15 protein-coding genes are annotated in these 16,431 nt (G+C 60.8%); 5 read left to right on the top strand and 10 right to left on the bottom strand.

Annotation, left to right across the window (positions count from 1 at the left end):
* Positions 1–63: 63 nt before the first annotated feature.
* Positions 64–1,380: an MFS transporter gene (locus tag C4J90_RS08790; RefSeq protein WP_124362033.1), complete on the top strand. Its 1,317-nt coding sequence runs from the start codon at positions 64–66 to the stop codon at positions 1,378–1,380.
* A gap of 59 nt (positions 1,381–1,439) precedes the next feature.
* Here C4J90_RS08790 and C4J90_RS08795 read toward each other — a convergent pair whose 3' ends face one another.
* From C4J90_RS08795 to C4J90_RS08805, 3 genes are read right to left on the bottom strand one after another with little or no spacing between them, the layout of a single operon-like run.
* The gene (locus C4J90_RS08795; RefSeq protein ID WP_177413393.1) at positions 1,440–2,306 is read right to left on the bottom strand and encodes a GNAT family N-acetyltransferase; all 867 of its coding nucleotides are present in this window, start codon (positions 2,304–2,306) and stop codon (positions 1,440–1,442) included.
* Positions 2,307–2,319: 13 nt separating this feature from the next.
* Entirely contained in the window at positions 2,320–3,453 is a 1,134-nt protein-coding gene (locus C4J90_RS08800; RefSeq protein ID WP_124419627.1) for a catalase family protein, read from the bottom strand.
* Between the two features lie 29 nt (positions 3,454–3,482).
* Positions 3,483–5,291, bottom strand: coding sequence for a di-heme-cytochrome C peroxidase (locus tag C4J90_RS08805; protein WP_124419628.1), 1,809 nt, complete (start codon positions 5,289–5,291; stop codon positions 3,483–3,485).
* 246 nt (positions 5,292–5,537) lie between these two features.
* On the opposite strand from C4J90_RS08805, the gene C4J90_RS08810 reads away from it, so the two are divergent.
* The 4 genes from C4J90_RS08810 to C4J90_RS08825 all read left to right on the top strand — a co-directional run bounded on the left by C4J90_RS08810 (position 5,538) and on the right by C4J90_RS08825 (position 7,883).
* Complete coding sequence (locus tag C4J90_RS08810; RefSeq protein WP_124362036.1) at positions 5,538–6,278, top strand: FKBP-type peptidyl-prolyl cis-trans isomerase; 741 nt, start codon at positions 5,538–5,540, stop codon at positions 6,276–6,278.
* A gap of 346 nt (positions 6,279–6,624) precedes the next feature.
* Positions 6,625–7,080, top strand: coding sequence for a YkvA family protein (locus tag C4J90_RS08815; protein WP_124419629.1), 456 nt, complete (start codon positions 6,625–6,627; stop codon positions 7,078–7,080).
* Positions 7,081–7,176: 96 nt separating this feature from the next.
* On the top strand, positions 7,177–7,515 hold the full coding sequence (locus C4J90_RS08820; RefSeq protein WP_124419630.1) for a helix-turn-helix transcriptional regulator: 339 nt from the start codon (positions 7,177–7,179) through the stop codon (positions 7,513–7,515).
* On the top strand, positions 7,512–7,883 hold the full coding sequence (locus C4J90_RS08825) for a hypothetical protein (protein WP_005786715.1): 372 nt from the start codon (positions 7,512–7,514) through the stop codon (positions 7,881–7,883). The genes C4J90_RS08820 and C4J90_RS08825 overlap by 4 nt, the downstream gene beginning before the upstream one ends.
* Here the strand turns inward: C4J90_RS08825 and C4J90_RS08830 are convergent.
* The 7 genes from C4J90_RS08830 to C4J90_RS08860 form a co-directional block, all read right to left on the bottom strand.
* Positions 7,880–9,646, bottom strand: a complete 1,767-nt coding sequence (locus C4J90_RS08830) for a bifunctional diguanylate cyclase/phosphodiesterase (RefSeq protein WP_124419631.1) — start codon at positions 9,644–9,646, stop codon at positions 7,880–7,882. The genes C4J90_RS08825 and C4J90_RS08830 overlap by 4 nt on opposite strands.
* A gap of 118 nt (positions 9,647–9,764) precedes the next feature.
* Positions 9,765–11,846 carry a carboxy terminal-processing peptidase gene (locus tag C4J90_RS08835; protein WP_177413395.1) on the bottom strand — a complete coding sequence of 694 codons (2,082 nt, stop codon included), beginning with the start codon at positions 11,844–11,846 and terminating at the stop codon, positions 9,765–9,767.
* Between the two features lie 366 nt (positions 11,847–12,212).
* Positions 12,213–12,866, bottom strand: coding sequence for an HAD family phosphatase (locus C4J90_RS08840; protein WP_124414286.1), 654 nt, complete (start codon positions 12,864–12,866; stop codon positions 12,213–12,215).
* Positions 12,867–12,896: 30 nt separating this feature from the next.
* A complete protein-coding gene (locus tag C4J90_RS08845) occupies positions 12,897–13,886 on the bottom strand; it encodes an ABC transporter ATP-binding protein (protein ID WP_124403602.1) in 990 nt (329 codons plus the stop codon).
* On the bottom strand, positions 13,883–14,683 hold the full coding sequence (locus tag C4J90_RS08850) for an ABC transporter permease (protein WP_124366477.1): 801 nt from the start codon (positions 14,681–14,683) through the stop codon (positions 13,883–13,885). Before C4J90_RS08850 ends, C4J90_RS08845 begins: the two co-directional genes overlap by 4 nt.
* Positions 14,670–15,506: an ABC transporter permease subunit gene (locus tag C4J90_RS08855; protein WP_164484520.1), complete on the bottom strand. Its 837-nt coding sequence runs from the start codon at positions 15,504–15,506 to the stop codon at positions 14,670–14,672. The genes C4J90_RS08850 and C4J90_RS08855 overlap by 14 nt, the downstream gene beginning before the upstream one ends.
* A gap of 5 nt (positions 15,507–15,511) precedes the next feature.
* Complete coding sequence (locus C4J90_RS08860) at positions 15,512–16,318, bottom strand: alkaline phosphatase family protein (RefSeq protein WP_124414289.1); 807 nt, start codon at positions 16,316–16,318, stop codon at positions 15,512–15,514.
* Positions 16,319–16,431 lie beyond the last annotated feature (113 nt).

Consider the following 16,431-nt stretch of genomic DNA (forward strand, 5'->3'; position numbering starts at 1 on the left):
CATTGAGCAGGGTTCCTCAAGAGCCTTGCCTCTCTCCAATAATTACAACAATGGAGAAACATCATGGTTGCCATGACTGGCGAAATCGCGCTTGCGCGCAACGCAGAAACGATCAACGAGCTGCTGCTCTATCGGCGTGTGGCCTGGCGAATCATGCCGCTGGCCATTATCTGCTTTCTCTTTTCCTATTTTGACCGGATCAACATCAGCTTCGCCAAGACCCAGATGCAGCAAGAGTTGGGTTTGTCCGACGCGGCGTACGGCCTGGCCGCGAGCATGTTTTTTTTCGGCTACGTGCTGTTTGAAGTTCCCAGCAGCCTGGGGCTCAAGCGCTATGGCGCACCTGCCTGGATCTGCCGGATCATGATCTCCTGGGGGCTGGCAACGGCGGCGTTAATGTTCGCCTACACGCAATACACCCTGTACTTCCTGCGTTTTCTGATCGGCGTCATGGAAGCCGGTTTTGGCCCGGCGATCCTGTTCTACCTGGCGTGCTGGTTTCCCAAGAAGCACCTGGCGAAGATGAATGGCCTCTGGTTCCTCGCTGTACCCCTGGCAGGCGCGGTCGGGGGGCCAGCGGCGGGAATCCTGTTGGGCACGATGGATGGCGTGTTCGGTCTGGCTGGCTGGCACTGGCTGTTCCTGATGTCCGGACTGCCCTGTGTGGTGCTCGGCCTGCTAGTGCTGTGGAAGCTGGACCGAGACATCGAATCGGCCAAATGGTTAAGCCGTAGCGAGAAGGATCTGCTGGCGGCAAACCTGGCGCATGACAAAGTCAACGATAAGCCGGTATTGGGGTCCTTGTGGCGTGTGTTGCTGACCCGGGAAGTCGCGATCATGGCGTTCATCTACTTTGTGATCAAGACAGCTTCTTATGGCCTCAACTTCTGGATGCCGCACCTGATCAAATCGTCCGGTGTACAGAGCCTATTCTGGATAGGGATGCTTTCGGCGCTGCCTTACATCGTGGCCTGTATCGGCATGATATGGCTGACCCGGCGTTCCGATCGTACGGGTGAGCGCAAGACTTACCTTGTTCTGTGCCTGGCGGCGGCAGCCGCCGGCTATCTGTTGGCTTGCCTGTTCTCGGATTCATCCTGGGCCATGATGGCAGCGCTCGTACTCGCTACTGCGGGTACCTTTATTGCGATCCCGATTTTCTGGACCATCCCGCAATCGACCTTTTCGGGACTGGCGATCGCCACGGGGACTGCGGCGATCAACTCCATCGGTCAACTGAGCGGTATGGTTGCCCCGGTGATGGTGGGGAAAATCAACGATCTGACCGGCTCTACCTACATGGGCATGCTCTCCATCGCACCGCTGATTCTGGTCGCGGGTTTTGTGGTCCTGCGCTACGTCAAGAATCCCGGGGCCTGACCCCGTTATTCAATCCTGCAAGGGATAATCCGCTGAATCCGCCCGGCAGGCTTTGTGCCTCAGCCGATCGCCTGGGTCACCAGCGCAAACTCGGTGACCCCGGCGCTTGATCTGGGCGGCAAACCGCGCACCATCCGTGGCGCGTTATCCACGCAGGGCAGCCCCAGGTTTTCCAGCCAGTCGGCCAACCCGCATGCGATGGGAATATCCAAACGCACGAACGCACCCGGGATCAACCGAAGAAGGTGAGTGATCAAGTGTCGGGCCTGCTCCGGGTGTTGCGCGACGACGGGGCCAATGAGGTGGCCGCGGCCAAATTGGCGCAGCAGGGCGCACCCTTGCAGATGCCCCTCTACCTCGAGGCCCACCACGTGCTCGGCTGTCGGCAGCAGGTCGTTGAGTACACCGGTGCGGTCCAGGCCACTGGCGGCATTGGCCAGTTCGATTACCTTGGGGTAGTCGGCCCGGTTCAGTACGCGACAGTGCGCGTGGCGCGTCTCGGGTAGGGGCTCCGGCGTCTGCGGCACGCCCTGGTGTTGCTGAATCCGTGCAAATTCAACGAATCCCATGCTGGCGTACAGCGGCGCGCCTGACTCGGTGGCATTGAGGATCGGCGTGCGCGAGGCCACGGCGTCCAGGCACAGATTCATCAGGCGACGCCCGATGCCTTTGCGCTGGTGCTGATGACTGACGATCACCAGGCCGATGGACGAGTAGGCCCCCTGATGGCAGGCGAATGCGACGCCTGCCAAGACACCGTCCTGTTCGGCGACGAAGCCCTCGGATGTGCGCTGCACCATCGCCCAGTCTTGCTCGCGATGCGGCCATTTTAGGTGTACGGAGAGTGCATGGGCGGCGGGCATGTCGGCGGCGGTTGCCGGGCGATACAGGTAAGCGCAATTCACATCGGTTTCCTCTGCTGGCATGCAGGCACCGAGTCTACGGTGCGTTGCGGCTGTGGCGGTAATCGCTGACGGCCTCGTACACCGCCTTGCGCAGGCGGTTGATGCCGCCGATGGGGCGGTGTTCTTCCACGCCGAACCAGGGGTTGAATGACTGGTTGTCACAGGCGAGATTCAGCGCGGGCGTGTCGAAGTCCTGCGCCGGAACCCGCACCTTGGCCACGGTTTCAAAAGGTGCGTCGCTTTCCTTCCATTCGATGCTGGTGTCTTCGATGGGCATGAATGTCTGCGGGTTCTGTCGCTGGATCTGCAACACGAAGCACGCCGGTACGCGGTCGGTGGAGAGCTGCTGGTTCAGGGCGCTGCGCAGGAAGTTCGGCAGGTCCAGGTTCTGTTTGGGCAACGTATATTCCGGGCAGCTTTGCGGGTCGGGGGCGACGCGGAACTTGGCGTTGGCCGCACCGAACTTGTAAGGCGAAACCGAAAAGTAGGTGGTCTGCGTCGGGCTGGCCGGGGCGGGGGCGAGGGTTGCCAGGGCGATGAACAGGTGGCGTATCTGCCAGGTGCGTGGGTCGGCCTTGGGGAAGAACGCCAGCACTTTCTTGCCATCCGCCTGGGCCCCGATGTTCTGCGCATATTCGGCCACATCGCTGACAAAGAAGTTCGGGTGGCTGAACATCACGAAGTCCTGTTCCGTGCGCGCTTGCTGATCGGCCATCAGCTGTTTGCCCGGTACATCCAGCAGTTTGATGGCCATGCCGCGGGCATCGCGGATGCTGTCGAATTGCGGGTAGGCATTGCCGTTGGACAAGCGCATCGTCGCCTGCCAGGTTTTGCCCGGCTCGGCGAACACACCCTGGCGCAAGGCCGGGTCGAGGTCGGCCAGCACGCTGACTTCGGCTTTCACACAGCCGTGGGCCTTGGCGTGGGCATCGCGCAGGTAGCGCGTGCCTTCGCGGTGCTGGTCGACGATGCGTACCGCCGTCTGAATGATGCCCTGGGTCATGGCGGCTTCACCTGGAGGGATCTGTTCGTCCGGCGACACCGGGCCGCTATGCTGCCAGGCGAACCACAGGATCGAGGCCAGCCATACCAGCAAGCCCAGGCCCACCAGCCACAGCAGTGTTTTGCCAATGAAGGCGCCGAGACGCAGCCAGATACGCGCGAGCATGGAGGGTTCCTTGTGGGGTGATCGGATCATCATGGCAACTGTTGCTCCAGGGGGCCGCCCAACACTTTGAGGTATTCCAGCAGTGCCCAGCGTTCTTCGGGGAGCAAGCCCCGGCCGATCACGCCATTGCCACGCCGGCCGGCCCGGAATTCGTGGCCACTGTTGTGGTTGCCGGTGATTTTGGTATCGAACACAAAGGCATTCTTGAACGCGTCGGTCTCAAAGCCGAGATGGCGCGGATCATAGTTGAAGGTGCCTTTATAGAAGGTGGTGCTGCGCTCGTCCTGGGGCGAGAGCAACTGGTAGATTGTCGGCACCGAACCGTTATGCAGGAACGGCGGCGTTGCCCAGACGCCAGCCAGTGGCCGCGCTTTGTAGGCGCGCAACTCGCGCACACCGATGGGCAGGCCGTAACCGTCCAGGCGCGGGCGCTCGGCAGGGGTCACGCCGGCGGCGCGGTAGGCGTGGTCCTCGACAAATGCCGTGACGTAGGCCAGGCCCTTGGCCACGGACATCTTTTTAAGGTCCAGTGGCTCGGTCGGCGTGGGGTGCAGTTGAACGTTGAGCCCGGCCAGCTCCGCCAGGTCCCATTGCAAGGCGCTGAGGTCGTAACGCTGGTCGGCGATGTTGTTGGCCGTGCCGGGGTCGGTGCCGATGTAGTCCACCGGCAGCATCTTGAGTTGCTGCACCGGCCGGCCGCCTTCTTCAGTCACGGTAGGCACGTGACAGCCGGCGCAGTTCTCGGCGAACAATGCACGGCCCTGGGCGGCAAGGGGCTTGTCGATGGCGCCGAACAGATCTTGCGGCCAGGTGGGCGGCTTGAGGCGCTGCAAGGTTTCTTCGATCAGGTTCAGATCGCGCACGCGTACGCTGGATGGGTAGCGCGCATCGCCCTGCAGAGGCTGGCCGGCAGCGTCGAAGAAGTCCAGGGTCGCGCCCACGCCGAGGGCTTCACCGATATTGCGTGCCATGGGTTGCTGGGCCGAACCGTTCCATTGCACCCAGTCGAAGGTCCAGATATCCCACAGCTGCGGGTAGTCCACCGGGGCGTTGGCGATGCGGTAGTTCTGCGGAGAAATGGCATCGCCGAAGCTGGCATTGGCGATGCGGCCGAAGGCGTCGGTGCGCCCCGGTCCTTCTTCGGTGGGGTAGAGGCCCCGGTGGGTATCGTTCCAGGCGACCTTAATGAATTTGTCCAGCGACTGTTTGAAGTCCCGGCGCAGTTGGCTGTGCTCGGCTTCGTAGCGGTCGCCCAGAACCTGGCGGGCGAAGCGCTCGAACTTCCATGGGTTGTAATAAGTTGCCGCAAGGCTGGCGACCAGGGCCTGGCCGAAACTGCCGCCGCGCAAGGTCGGCACGCTCGACGGCAGCACATGCTGGGCTGAGCCGCCGTCGATGCGCAGGGCCTGGCCCTTGAAGTGCAACTCGCCGGTGTGGCAGGCGGCGCAGGTGATATCCAGGTATTCAACGTTGCTGCCGGCATTTTTATGCCGGGCGAAACCTACAGGCAGATTGCCGGGGTTTTGTGGGGTGGACACTTGCCTGGGGTCGACCAGGAAACCGAAACGGGCCAGGTACTCAGGCGTGGCAAAACGGCGCTCGGAAAACGGCAGCTCCAGGGCGCTGAACCAGTCGTAGTGCAGGCCTTTGACCTGGGTGCCCTGGGGGGTGAAGTAGTAGGTCTGGCGGTCGGCGGCGCTCCATTGATCCTGATAGTGCACCTGCTCGACGGGCACGTAATCCGGCAGCTTGGGGTTGACGATGTAGTAGAGCACCACGGCCAGAAGCAGGCCCAGGGCTATGAGGATCAAGAGGAAAACACGGGAAAAAATGCGCAAGTTAACTATCCTTGTCGAGTTATCACGTTGTTATGCCACTACGCCAAGGGTGCGGCAAGTGGCCATGAGCCTGGTAGTGGCCGTCCCACGATCCGTCGCGGGCCTTCATCATGGATGAAATTGCTTTTAAACACGTGAACTTATCAGACGTTTCCTGCTCACATGCCGGTAGCCATTGGTCGTGGCCGCCTGATAAGCTCGCGACTTTATTCGAATGCCCTTTTGGCGCATGAACAAGGAAATAGCATGAAACAGCATCGGTTGGCGGCGGCGGTGGCCCTGGTTAGCCTGGTACTTGCGGGTTGTGATTCGCAGACCAGCGTAGAGCTGAAAACCCCGGCGCAAAAAGCTTCCTACGGCATCGGCCTGAACATGGGCAAAAGCCTTGCCCAGGAAGGCATGGATGACCTGGACTCCAAAGCGGTAGCCCAAGGCATTGAAGATGCGGTCGGCAAGAAAGAGCAGAAGCTCAAGGACGACGAACTGGTTGAAGCCTTTGCCGCGCTGCAAAAGCGCGCTGAAGAGCGCATGACCAAAATGAGCGAAGAGTCGGCGGCCGCCGGCAAGAAATTCCTTGAAGACAACGCCAAGAAAGACGGCGTCGTCACCACCGCTTCCGGTCTGCAGTACAAGATCGTCAAGAAAGCCGACGGCGCCCAGCCCAAGCCGACCGACGTGGTGACTGTTCACTACACCGGCAAGCTCACCAACGGCACCACCTTTGACAGCTCCGTGGACCGTGGCAGCCCGATTGACCTGCCGGTCAGCGGTGTGATCCCAGGTTGGGTCGAAGGCCTGCAACTGATGCACGTGGGCGAGAAGGTCGAGCTGTACATCCCGTCCGACCTGGCTTACGGCGCCCAGAGCCCGAGCCCGACGATTCCAGCCAACTCCGTGCTGGTATTCGATCTGGAGCTGCTGGCCATCAAGGACCCAGCCAAGGCTGACGCCGCTGCCGCACCTGCTGCACCTGCCGCCAAGAAGTAATCGGCGCTTGAACAGACAACGCCCCGTTTCGACGGGGCGTTGTCGTTTATAGGGTTTGAGGCGCTGTAAACCCCCTATGAGGCTCGCCAGCTGCCGCATAACGCCCGGGCAAATCCAAACGAACGTCCGCAACCTGAAGCAGTCTGATATAAAACTCGAGCACGGGTAGCCGTACACGCCTGCCAAGTCAATGAAATCTTGGGTTTTTTTGATGTGCGCAAAAAACGCCCGATCTGACTGCAAGCCTTGTAGTTCGTGGCTTTCAGCCATGAAAAAAGGCTCTGTTCACAAGGTTATCCACAATTTGTGTGGATAACCTTTCTGTCGTATGGAACTGGAGTGACCCATGAAACCACCCTTCAATTTCACCCGCTTCCTGCCCATGGCCGCACGTCTGCTCGGGCGTGGCCGTTTGCCGACGCTGCTGTTCGCGGTCGCTGCCAAGGGCTCAAGCCAGGGCAATCGCCTGGGCCAGCTCAAGGATGATTTCAAGCTGCTCCAGGCCCTGTGCCTGGCCTACTGGCGCGGCGAGTATCGGGCGATCAGCCCCAAGGCGTTGATCTCGGTGGTGGCGGGGCTGATGTACTTCCTCAGTCCGATTGACGCAATTCCGGACTTTATCCCCATGTTCGGCATGCTCGACGACATCGCCGTGCTGGCGTGGGTCATGAAGACCCTGAGCGGCGAGCTGAGCGCGTTTCGTGCCTGGCGTGATGCGCAGCGCCCGGAAAAGCTGGCCGTGGTCGAGCGCCTGCCCGCCACGCCCGAGCTGCTCGCCCGGGAAAATCCGCAAAAAAACTAATGCTATTGACTATCCTCTGCGACCTCTGTGGCTGTTAGGATTACACTTCTAAGGAAAGAACTTACTTAGTAAGTGTTTTTATCCTACGGGGCAGTCATGGATATCCAGATCATTTCACGCAATGGCGAACCCGAATATGCGGTGTTGCCATGGGACCAGTACCAGGCGCTGCTAAAAGCGGCCGGTCAGCAACCCCCCACATTCGCTTCCTCCCCTGCCGCATCTACTGTCACCGACCAGGACCTGCATCCGCTCGCAGCCCTGCGCGGCCTGCGTGAAGCCAAGGGCCTGGCCATCGAAACCCTGGCGCGCACGGTGGGTATCAGCCCCTCGTATCTGGGTTTGATTGAAACGGGTGAACGCCAGCCGGATGCCGCCATTCGCCGCAGCCTGGCCTGGGAATTGGGCGTTGCAGGTTGGAGGGAAGAATCGTGAGCCTACGTATCAGCCGTCAACATTGGGATGGGTTACTCAACGAACTGGACCAGGCACGCCGCCAGCGCCATCTGCTGACCTACCGTGCGCTGCTCGAGCGCTTGCAGTTCCCGACGCCGGCGATGCAGACCCTGGCCGCCGCCCTGGAGCACCTGGCGGCGCTGGACGCCAAGGCCGAGCAGCCGCTGCGCAGCTCGCTGGTGATCAGCCAGGGCGCCAGCCGCTTGCCGCGTACGGGGTTCTTTGAGTGTGTGGAGCGCCTGGGACGTTTCAGCGGGCCCTCCGACGGCGTGGCCGCCGCCTCCTGGCACGCTTCGGAGGTGGTGCGGGTGTTCGAGTACGAGTACCCGGAATCCGCCGAGGCCTAAGCGGGCAGCAGCAGGTCCAGGCTGTCGATCACATGGATGCTGTAGCCCGTCACTGCTTTGGCGTGGTGCTTGGCCTGCGACGCCAGCTCCGCCAACTGGCTGGCATCAAGTTGCGCACAGGCCTGTGGATACAAATGCACCACCCCAATCGACAGTGAAAGCAATGCGAACTCTTGGCGTACGCCCTGGCGGTTGAGTGCGACGAAGCAGCCGGCGTCGAGGTGCTCGGCGCGGTAGAAGCGCCGGCATTGGGTGTGAAAGTCATCCAGCAGTTGATTAAGGCGTTTGCGCCAGTCCTGCGGGCCCAGCACCAGTAAAAAGTCATCCCCGCCAATATGCCCGACAAAGTCGCGGCTGGGGTCGACCCGATCGTTCAGACACTGCGCCAGGCACAACAGCACCTCATCCCCGCGCCCATAACCGTAGATATCGTTGAATGGCTTGAAACTGTCGATGTCCACGTAGCAGATCACCGATTCACGCTGCTGCTGCAACAGACGCGTCAGGCATTGCTGGATCGGCACGTTGCCCGGTAGCAGGGTGAGCGGGTTGGCATAACGCGCCTGCTGGATTTTCAGCTCGGTGATCAGCTTGAGTACATCGATGACCCGGCCCAGGCCCAGGTAGTCGCCGTTCAAGGTAATGATGAAATCTTCTTCAATGCGTTGCCGCGCGCGGCTGGTCAGCAAGCGGCTGACCTGCTGCAGGGACTGGCTCAACTCCACTGCCAGGAAGTCGTCGCTCATCAGGCGGCTGATGGGTTTGCGTGCGAACAGGTCGGTAGCGAACGGTTTGAGCAGCGCGTCCGACAGCGAGTGTCGATGCACAATGCCGACCGGGTGGCCGCGGCTATCGAGCACCGCCAGTGAGTTGAGATTGGCCTGGCGGCGGAAGGATTCGAGCACCTGGGCGGTTGCGGTGTTTTGGTCCACCGCCGGCTGTTCATTGAGCAGGGCGCTCAGGTCACTGCCTTCTTCACTGAGGGCGATATTGGCGTTATCCGGCTTGGGCAGCATCAAGCGTGCCTCGTGCGGCGGCTGTTCCTGGGGCCGGCAAAGCAGGTAACCCTGGACCAGATCGACGCCCATGTCCGTCAACACCGCCAACTCTTCCGGCAATTCGATCCCTTCGGCGATCACTTGGGCGCGGGACGCCTTGGCGATCTGCATGATCGAACCGACGAATTCGCGCTTGAGGGCGTCCTGGTGAATGCCGTCGATAAAGTGCCGATCAATCTTCACATAATCCGGGCGCAGCTCCGACCACAACCGCAGGCTGGAGTAACCGGCGCCCAGGTCATCCAGAGCGATGGCAAAACCCATGTCGCGATAATGATGCAACGCGGTCTGCAACAGCTGGAAATCATCGGTGGGGGTCTGCTCGGTGAGTTCGATCACCACCTGGCTGGGGGCAATCCCGAAGTCGCGCAGCAGCTGCAGCGTGCGTCCCGGTTGGTGCGCCGTCTCCATCAGGGATTCCGGCGAGATATTGAGAAACAGCTTGCCCGGCAGCTTTTGTTCGCTGAAGCGTCGGCAGGCGCTTGCACGGCAGGCCATTTCCAGTTCGCTCAGGCGCCCGGCGTGGTTGGCAATGGAGAACAGCGCGACGGGGGAGTGCAGCGGGCTGTTGGACGGGCCGCGACTGAGGGCCTCGTAGCCGAGAACGCGCCGTTCAGACAGGCAGATAATGGGTTGGAACAGGCTGTGCAAACTGCCTTGAGCCAGGATAGAGCCCAGTGCATCCAGCTGTTCGGTCATGGTCATGGCGATCTCGAGCGAAAAAAAAGGACCGCAGGCGTGAAGCCTGCGGTCCTTTATTTCACGACAGAATGATGTCTATATGATGACACTCCGAGGAGCGATCACATTAAATTGCCATCATTTACTGCTTGGCCACCTGCTTGGTGATTTTCAGGTAGTCCAGCAGGATGCGACCGGTCTCGGCCAGATAGGCGTCGTCTTCCGGCTTGGTTTTATCTGCCTCGGTGGGCAGCGCATCCTCATCTTCTTTCTTCAGCTCTTTAAGCGGCTCTTCGCCCTTGGCCTTGCGGCGCACGTTTTCCAGGACAAGCTGTTGATTTTCAATGTCGGCGTGCTGCTTGCGACGATCCGCCTCGTTGAGGCTGACGGTTTTCTCTTCCATCAACTTCTTGGCCAGGGCCAGCTTGTCGCGGATGAAGACGAACTCGGCGTCCTTGGCGGAGCGCGTATCGTGGTCAGCTTTGAGCTGGGTCAGGAACGGTTTGAACGGGTCCGACGCCGGCTTGATCGCAGGACGGATGGTGTCCCACGGCATGGCTTCGGGCAGGGCGCTCTCGCCGATTTCCTTGGTGTCGATGATCGACGGGAAGTCGATGTCCGGCAGTACGCCCTGATGTTGGGTGCTCTGCCCGGAAACCCGGTAGAACTTGGCCAGCGTCAGCTTGAGCTCGCCATGGTTGAGCGGCTGGATGGTCTGCACGGTGCCTTTGCCGAAGGTCTGGCCACCGATGATCAACGCGCGGTGGTAGTCCTGCATGGCGCCGGCGAAAATCTCCGAAGCCGAGGCCGAGAGACGGTTGACCAGCAATGCCATCGGCCCTTTGTAGAAGGCGCCCGGGTTCTCGTCTTCCAGCACGTCGACACGGCCGTCAGCGTTGCGCACCAACACGGTCGGGCCCTTGTCGATGAACAGGCTGGTCAGCTCGGTGGCTTCCTGCAGGGAACCGCCGCCGTTGTTGCGCAGGTCGATGACCACGCCGTCGACTTTTTCCTTCTGCAGTTCCGTGAGGATTTTCTTCACGTCGCGGGTGGTGGACTTGTAGTCCGGGTCACCGGCGCGGAAGGCCTTGAAGTCCAGGTAGAAGGCCGGGATTTCAATCACGCCCAGCTTGTAGTCCTTGCCATCCTGCTTGAGGCTGAGGACTTTCTTCTGCACGGCCTGGTCTTCGAGTTTCACCGCTTCACGGGTGATCGACACGATCTTGCTGGTCTGGTCGTTCGGTGCATTGGTGTGCGGAATCACTTCCAGGCGCACCACGCTGCCTTTGGGGCCGCGGATCAGCTTGACTACTTCGTCCAGGCGCCAGCCGACCACATCGACCATCTCTTTGTCGGCCTGGGCCACACCGATGATTTTGTCGGCCGGGGCGACCTGCTTGGTCTTGTCCGCTGGACCCGCCGGTACCAGGCGCACGATCTTGACTTGGTCATTGTCGCTTTGCAGGACGGCACCGATGCCTTCCAGGGACAGACTCATGTTGATATCGAAATTTTCCGCGTTATCTGGCGACAGATAATTGGTGTGCGGGTCGTAGGACATCGCGAAAGTGTTGATGTAAGCCTGGAAGATGTCTTCGGCACGGGTCTGGTCCAGGCGCGCCAGTTGATTCTTGTAGCGCTTGGTCAACAGTTCCTGGATGGCCTTGGGCTCTTTGCCGGCGATCTTCAGGCGCAGCACCTCGTCCTTGACGCGCTTGCGCCACAGGTCGTCGAGTGCGGCGGTGCTGGTCAGCCAAGGGGCGTCCTTGCGATCCACCAGAAGGGTTTCCTTCTCGGTGAAGTCGAGCTTGTCGATGCCTTTGTTCAACTCACCCAAGGCGAAGTCCAGGCGCGCTTTGACGCGGTCCAGGTAACGCTTGTAGATGGTGAAACCAGGCTGCAGATCGCCGCTCTTGAGCAAATCGTCGAACTGGGTCTTCCATTTGTCGAACTCAGCGATATCGCTGGCCAGGAAGTAGCTGCGCGACGGATCCAGCAGCTTGAGGTAGCTGTCGTAGATGATCACCGAGCGCGCGTCGTCCAGCGGCGGCTTGCTGTAGTGATGGCGCTTGAGCAACTCGACGACGTTAAGGCTGGCAATCACCTCATCGCGATCAGGCTGAAGGTTGTCCCAGCTGTTGGCTGCGAACGTATTGGTCGACATCGACGCGAAGCCGAGACCAATGAAAAGAGCGAGGGCGGTGCTGGGGAACAGATGCTTCATGCTGATTCGACGCGGGGGCAATTGATAACGCATATTAGGCCGTCTTTGAGGGAGCCGGTTCCATATGGTCCGGTCGCATAATGCAAAAAGCCCGGCGCTACTGCTACGGGCTCAGTCCGGACTCACTATGGAGGCACTGTGAAAGCATTGCAAGGCGTTGAGGGTCATGTCGAGCGGTGGAATAGCTCGCTCCTACATGCAATGTAGTCGCAGTTCGCATCCGTGAGGTGGCAGCGAACTCTTATCGCGGTGAATTCCAGAGTGGGAGGGGGCTTGCACCCGATGGCGGTGTGTCAGTGAAGAATGTTTCATCTGATAGACCGCGATCGGGGGCAAGCCCCCTCCCACAGGGGTATCTTGGTGGGTTCAGACCCAATGGTGGATCGGCCAGCCGGCCTTTTCTGCGTGTTCGTGCAGTACCGGGTCCGGGTTGACCACCTGCGGATGGTCCACCTTGAGCAATAACGGCAGGTCATTGCGCGAATCCGAATAGAAATACGCGCCCTCCAGGTTTTCACCTTCCTGCTCCAACCACGCCAGCAGCCGTGTGATCTTGCCTTCGCGGTACGTCAGCACGCCTACCGTACGGCCGCTGTACACGCCATGGCTGACATCCAGCTCGATGCCCAGCACTTCGTCGATACCGATGCGCGCCGCGATCGGCCTGACCAGGTGTGTACCCGAGGCGGAAATCACCAGGATCCGGTCGCCATTGGCGCGGTGCCGGGCGATGGTCTTGGTCGCGTCGCTGTAGATCAGCGGCTCGATCACGTCCTCGACCCAGGGCTCCACCAAGTGTTCGATTTCTTCCGGGGTGCGGCCGATCATCGGCTCCAGGCTGAAATCCATGAAGTCTTCCATGCGCAACTCGCCCCGGCTGTAGGCCGCCATCAGTTCATCGTTCTTGCGCATGAAGGATTCAGGATCGACCCAGCCCAGGCGGCCCATCTGTGCGCTCCATAACGTGGCGCAGTCGCCGTGGATCAGGGTGTCGTCCAGATCAAAAATTACCAATGCCATCCGTCTGCTCTCTCAGTCAATCGTCGCCCGTCAGGCTACTTCACACAGGGCGCTGGGGTCGATGGAAAGTGCCAGGCGCTGGCCGTCCGGATGCAGATCGTCGGCGCTGCGGTTGAGCACATCCACCACCAACTCCACGCCACGCGCTTCGATGCGGTAGCGAATCACGTTGCCCAACAGGCTGTGGCTGCGCACCAGCGCATCGAGTTCCCCGCTGCGGCTCAGTTCGATGGCTTCGGGGCGAATCGCGATGCGCCCGCTGATCGGACGTTGCAGCAGTTGGCTGGCCTTGTCGGCATCCAATAGGTTGTAGTTGCCGATAAAACCGGCGGCGAAGACATCCACCGGCGCGGTGTAGAGGGTCTCGGCATCGCCGCTCTGCACGATCTTGCCCTGGTTCATCAGGAAGATGCGGTCCGACATGGTCAGGGCTTCTTCCTGGTCGTGGGTGACGAAGATGGTGGTCAGCCCCAGTTCGCGCTGGATCTGGCGGATCTGCTCGCGCAGGTGCTTGCGAATCCGGGCATCCAGCGCCGACAGCGGTTCATCCAGCAGCAACAGGCGCGGGCGGGTCACCAGGGAGCGGGCGAGGGCGACGCGCTGGCATTGGCCGCCGGACATCTGGTGCGGGTAACGGCCGGCGAGGTCCTTGAGTTCCACCAATTGCAGGACGTCCTGCACCCGCTTGTGGCTGTCATCGGCGTTGACCTTCTGCATGCGCAGGCCGAAGGCAACGTTCTGCTCCACGGTCATGTTGGGGAACAGCGCATAGCTTTGGAACACCATGCCGATGTGGCGTTTCTGCGGGCTCAGCGGGACGATGTCCTGGCCGTCCAGCAGGATTTTCCCACTGTCCACCGAGGTCAGCCCGGCGATGCAGCGCAGCAGGGTCGACTTGCCGCAACCGGACGGGCCGAGCAGGGTGACGAACTCGCCCTTGGCGATTTCGCAGTTGATATCGCTGAATACCGGTGTGCCGGCGTAGCCTTTTTGCAAATGTTGGACGCTGACGAAGCTCATTGGCTTTTGTCCTTGTTCAAGATATTGGCGGCCCAGGTCAGCACCAGCACAAAGAAGAAGTAGGAGATGACGACGGCGCTGGTGAAGTGGCCGCTGCTGTTGCGCATGTTGTTCAGGTACACCTGCAGGGTTTCATAGCGGGTGCCGACCAGGATGTTGGCGAACACGAACTCACCGAACAGGAACGAGAACGACAGCAGCAGTGCCACCATCAGGCCTTTGCGCAGATTGGGCAGGACCACGAAGATCGCGGCTTGCCAGGTGCTGGCACCGAGCAGTTGCGAAGCGTCCATCAGGTCGCGCAGGTTGATGGCCTGCAGGTTATTGGTGATCGCGCGGTACATGAAGGGCAATGCCACGGTGAAGTAGCAGCCGATCAGAATCCACGGCGTGCCCACCATCGCCAAGGGCCCGGAACCGTACAACTGCAGCAGGCCCACCGACGACACCACCGGTGGCACGGCGAACGGCAGCAGGATCAGGATGTTCATCAGCGCATCCAGCTTGGGGAAGTGGTAATGCACCACGAACAGCAACGGCAGGATCAACACCACCGAAAGGATCAGCGCGCCCACGCACACCAGCAACGATTGCGCGAAAGCCATCAGGAAGCGCGGGTCGCTCCATAGCTGCGTGTACCATTTCAGGCTGAAACCGGCGGGCAGGATGGTGGCCGACCAACTGCTGGAGATGGAATAGACAAAGGTACCCACCAGCGGCAGTACCAGGATCAGGAACAGTATGTACACCACCACCCGGTGGTAGAGCGACGCCGGGCCGGCTTCAGCGCGAGACATGGTAGCTCCTCTTGAGCAGCAGTTGATGGACCACCGTAACCACGGTCATCAGCGCCACCAGCACCACGGCCAGGGCACTGGCCAGGTTCGGGTCCAGCGACACGTCGCCGGAAACCAGCCCCGCAATGCGGATCGGCAGCACGTTGAAGTTGCCGGTGGTGAGGGCGTACACGGTGGCGTAGGCACCCAGGGCGTTGGCCAGCAGAATCACGAAGGTGCCGAGCAGCGCGGGCGTCAGGACCGGCAAGCCGATATGCCGCCAGAAGTGCCAGCCATTGGCGCCGAGCAGGGCGGCCGACTCACGCCAGTCTTCGCGCAATGCATCGAAGGCCGGGTACAGCAGCAGCACGCCGAGGGGAATCTGGAAATACGTGTAAAGAATGATCAAGCCGGTTTTCGAGTACAGGTTGAAGTCCTGAATGATCCCCGCCTGCTTGAGCATGATGGTGATGCTGCCGTTGAACCCCAGCAGGATGATGAACGCGAAGGCCAGGGGCACGCCGGCAAAGTTGCTGGTCATATTGGCGAAGGCGGTGACGAAGTTGCGCAGCGGCGAATCGACCCGGCGCAGGGAGTAACTGCCCAGGGTGGCGATGATGATGCCGAAGACGCTGGAGTAGAAACTGATTTCGAGGCTGAACTGGATCGCCTGCAGATAGAACTTCGAGCTGAAGATGCGCGTGAAGTTTTCCAGGCTCCAACCGCTGTCTTCGGTTTGCAGGCTGTTGATCAGCACCCAGGCTAACGGTGCGATTTCGAATACGATAAAGAACAGCGCGAAGGGCACCAGGCACAGCAGGGCCAACCATTTGCCGCGATTCATGGCATTCACTTGAGCAACTCCCGGCAGACAGGCTTGTCGTGGGGCACGCCGAGCAACTCGCAGACGGTACCGCACAGCTCGGTCTGTTTCGGCGCAGCGTTGGCATCCAGGCTGAAGGCGTCGCCAAGCACAAACAGCGGCACTTCGCGCTCTTCCGGCAGCAGGCCGTTGTGGGAGCGGTCGTTGTTCATGCCGTGGTCGGCGGTGACCAGCACCTGGTAACCGGCGTCGAGCCAGCCCTGCAGGTAGTCGGCGAGAATGATGTCGGCCGAGCGTGCGCTGTTGCGGTACTGCGCGCTGTCGAGGCCGTGCTTGTGGCCGGCGTCGTCGATGTTCATCGGGTGCACCAGCAGAAAGTCCGGCGCGTGCGCAAGGCGCAGGCTTTCGGCGTCGGCCAGCAGGTGGGAGTCCGGGTAGTGGTCATTCCAGTAAAAATGCCCATGCTGGATCGCCAGCGTCTGGTCGTCGGTATGACGATCTCGAGCGGCGAGAAAGGGGCTGCGGTTATACAGTTCGCTCACCCAGTGGTAAGCCGCCGCTGCGGTGGTCAAGCCGGCATCGCGGGCGTAATGAAAAATGCTGCGCTGGTTGGACAGGCGCGAGACGTTGTTGTGGACGATGCCGCTCTGGATCGGCGCAACGCCGGTCAGTATGCATTCATACAGCGGGCGGGACAGGGCAGGCAGTTCACATTCCAGTGTGTAGAGGGCTGCGCGTCCTGCGCCAACGTAAGCCTGCAAATGCCCCATGGCGTGCCGGGCGACCTCGAAGTTCAGGCCGTCGAGCACGACAAGGATGACAGGGTGCTTCATGGGGAGAGCGCTCCGCAGCAATAGGCTTGACTCAATTCACCTGGAGGAACGAGGTCAAAAGTGTGGGAGGGGGCTTGCTCCCGATAGCAGTGGATCAGCCAATGAATCTGTTG

Source organism: Pseudomonas sp. R2-60-08W (assembly GCF_003852335.1).
Taxonomy (GTDB): Bacteria; Pseudomonadota; Gammaproteobacteria; order Pseudomonadales; family Pseudomonadaceae; genus Aquipseudomonas.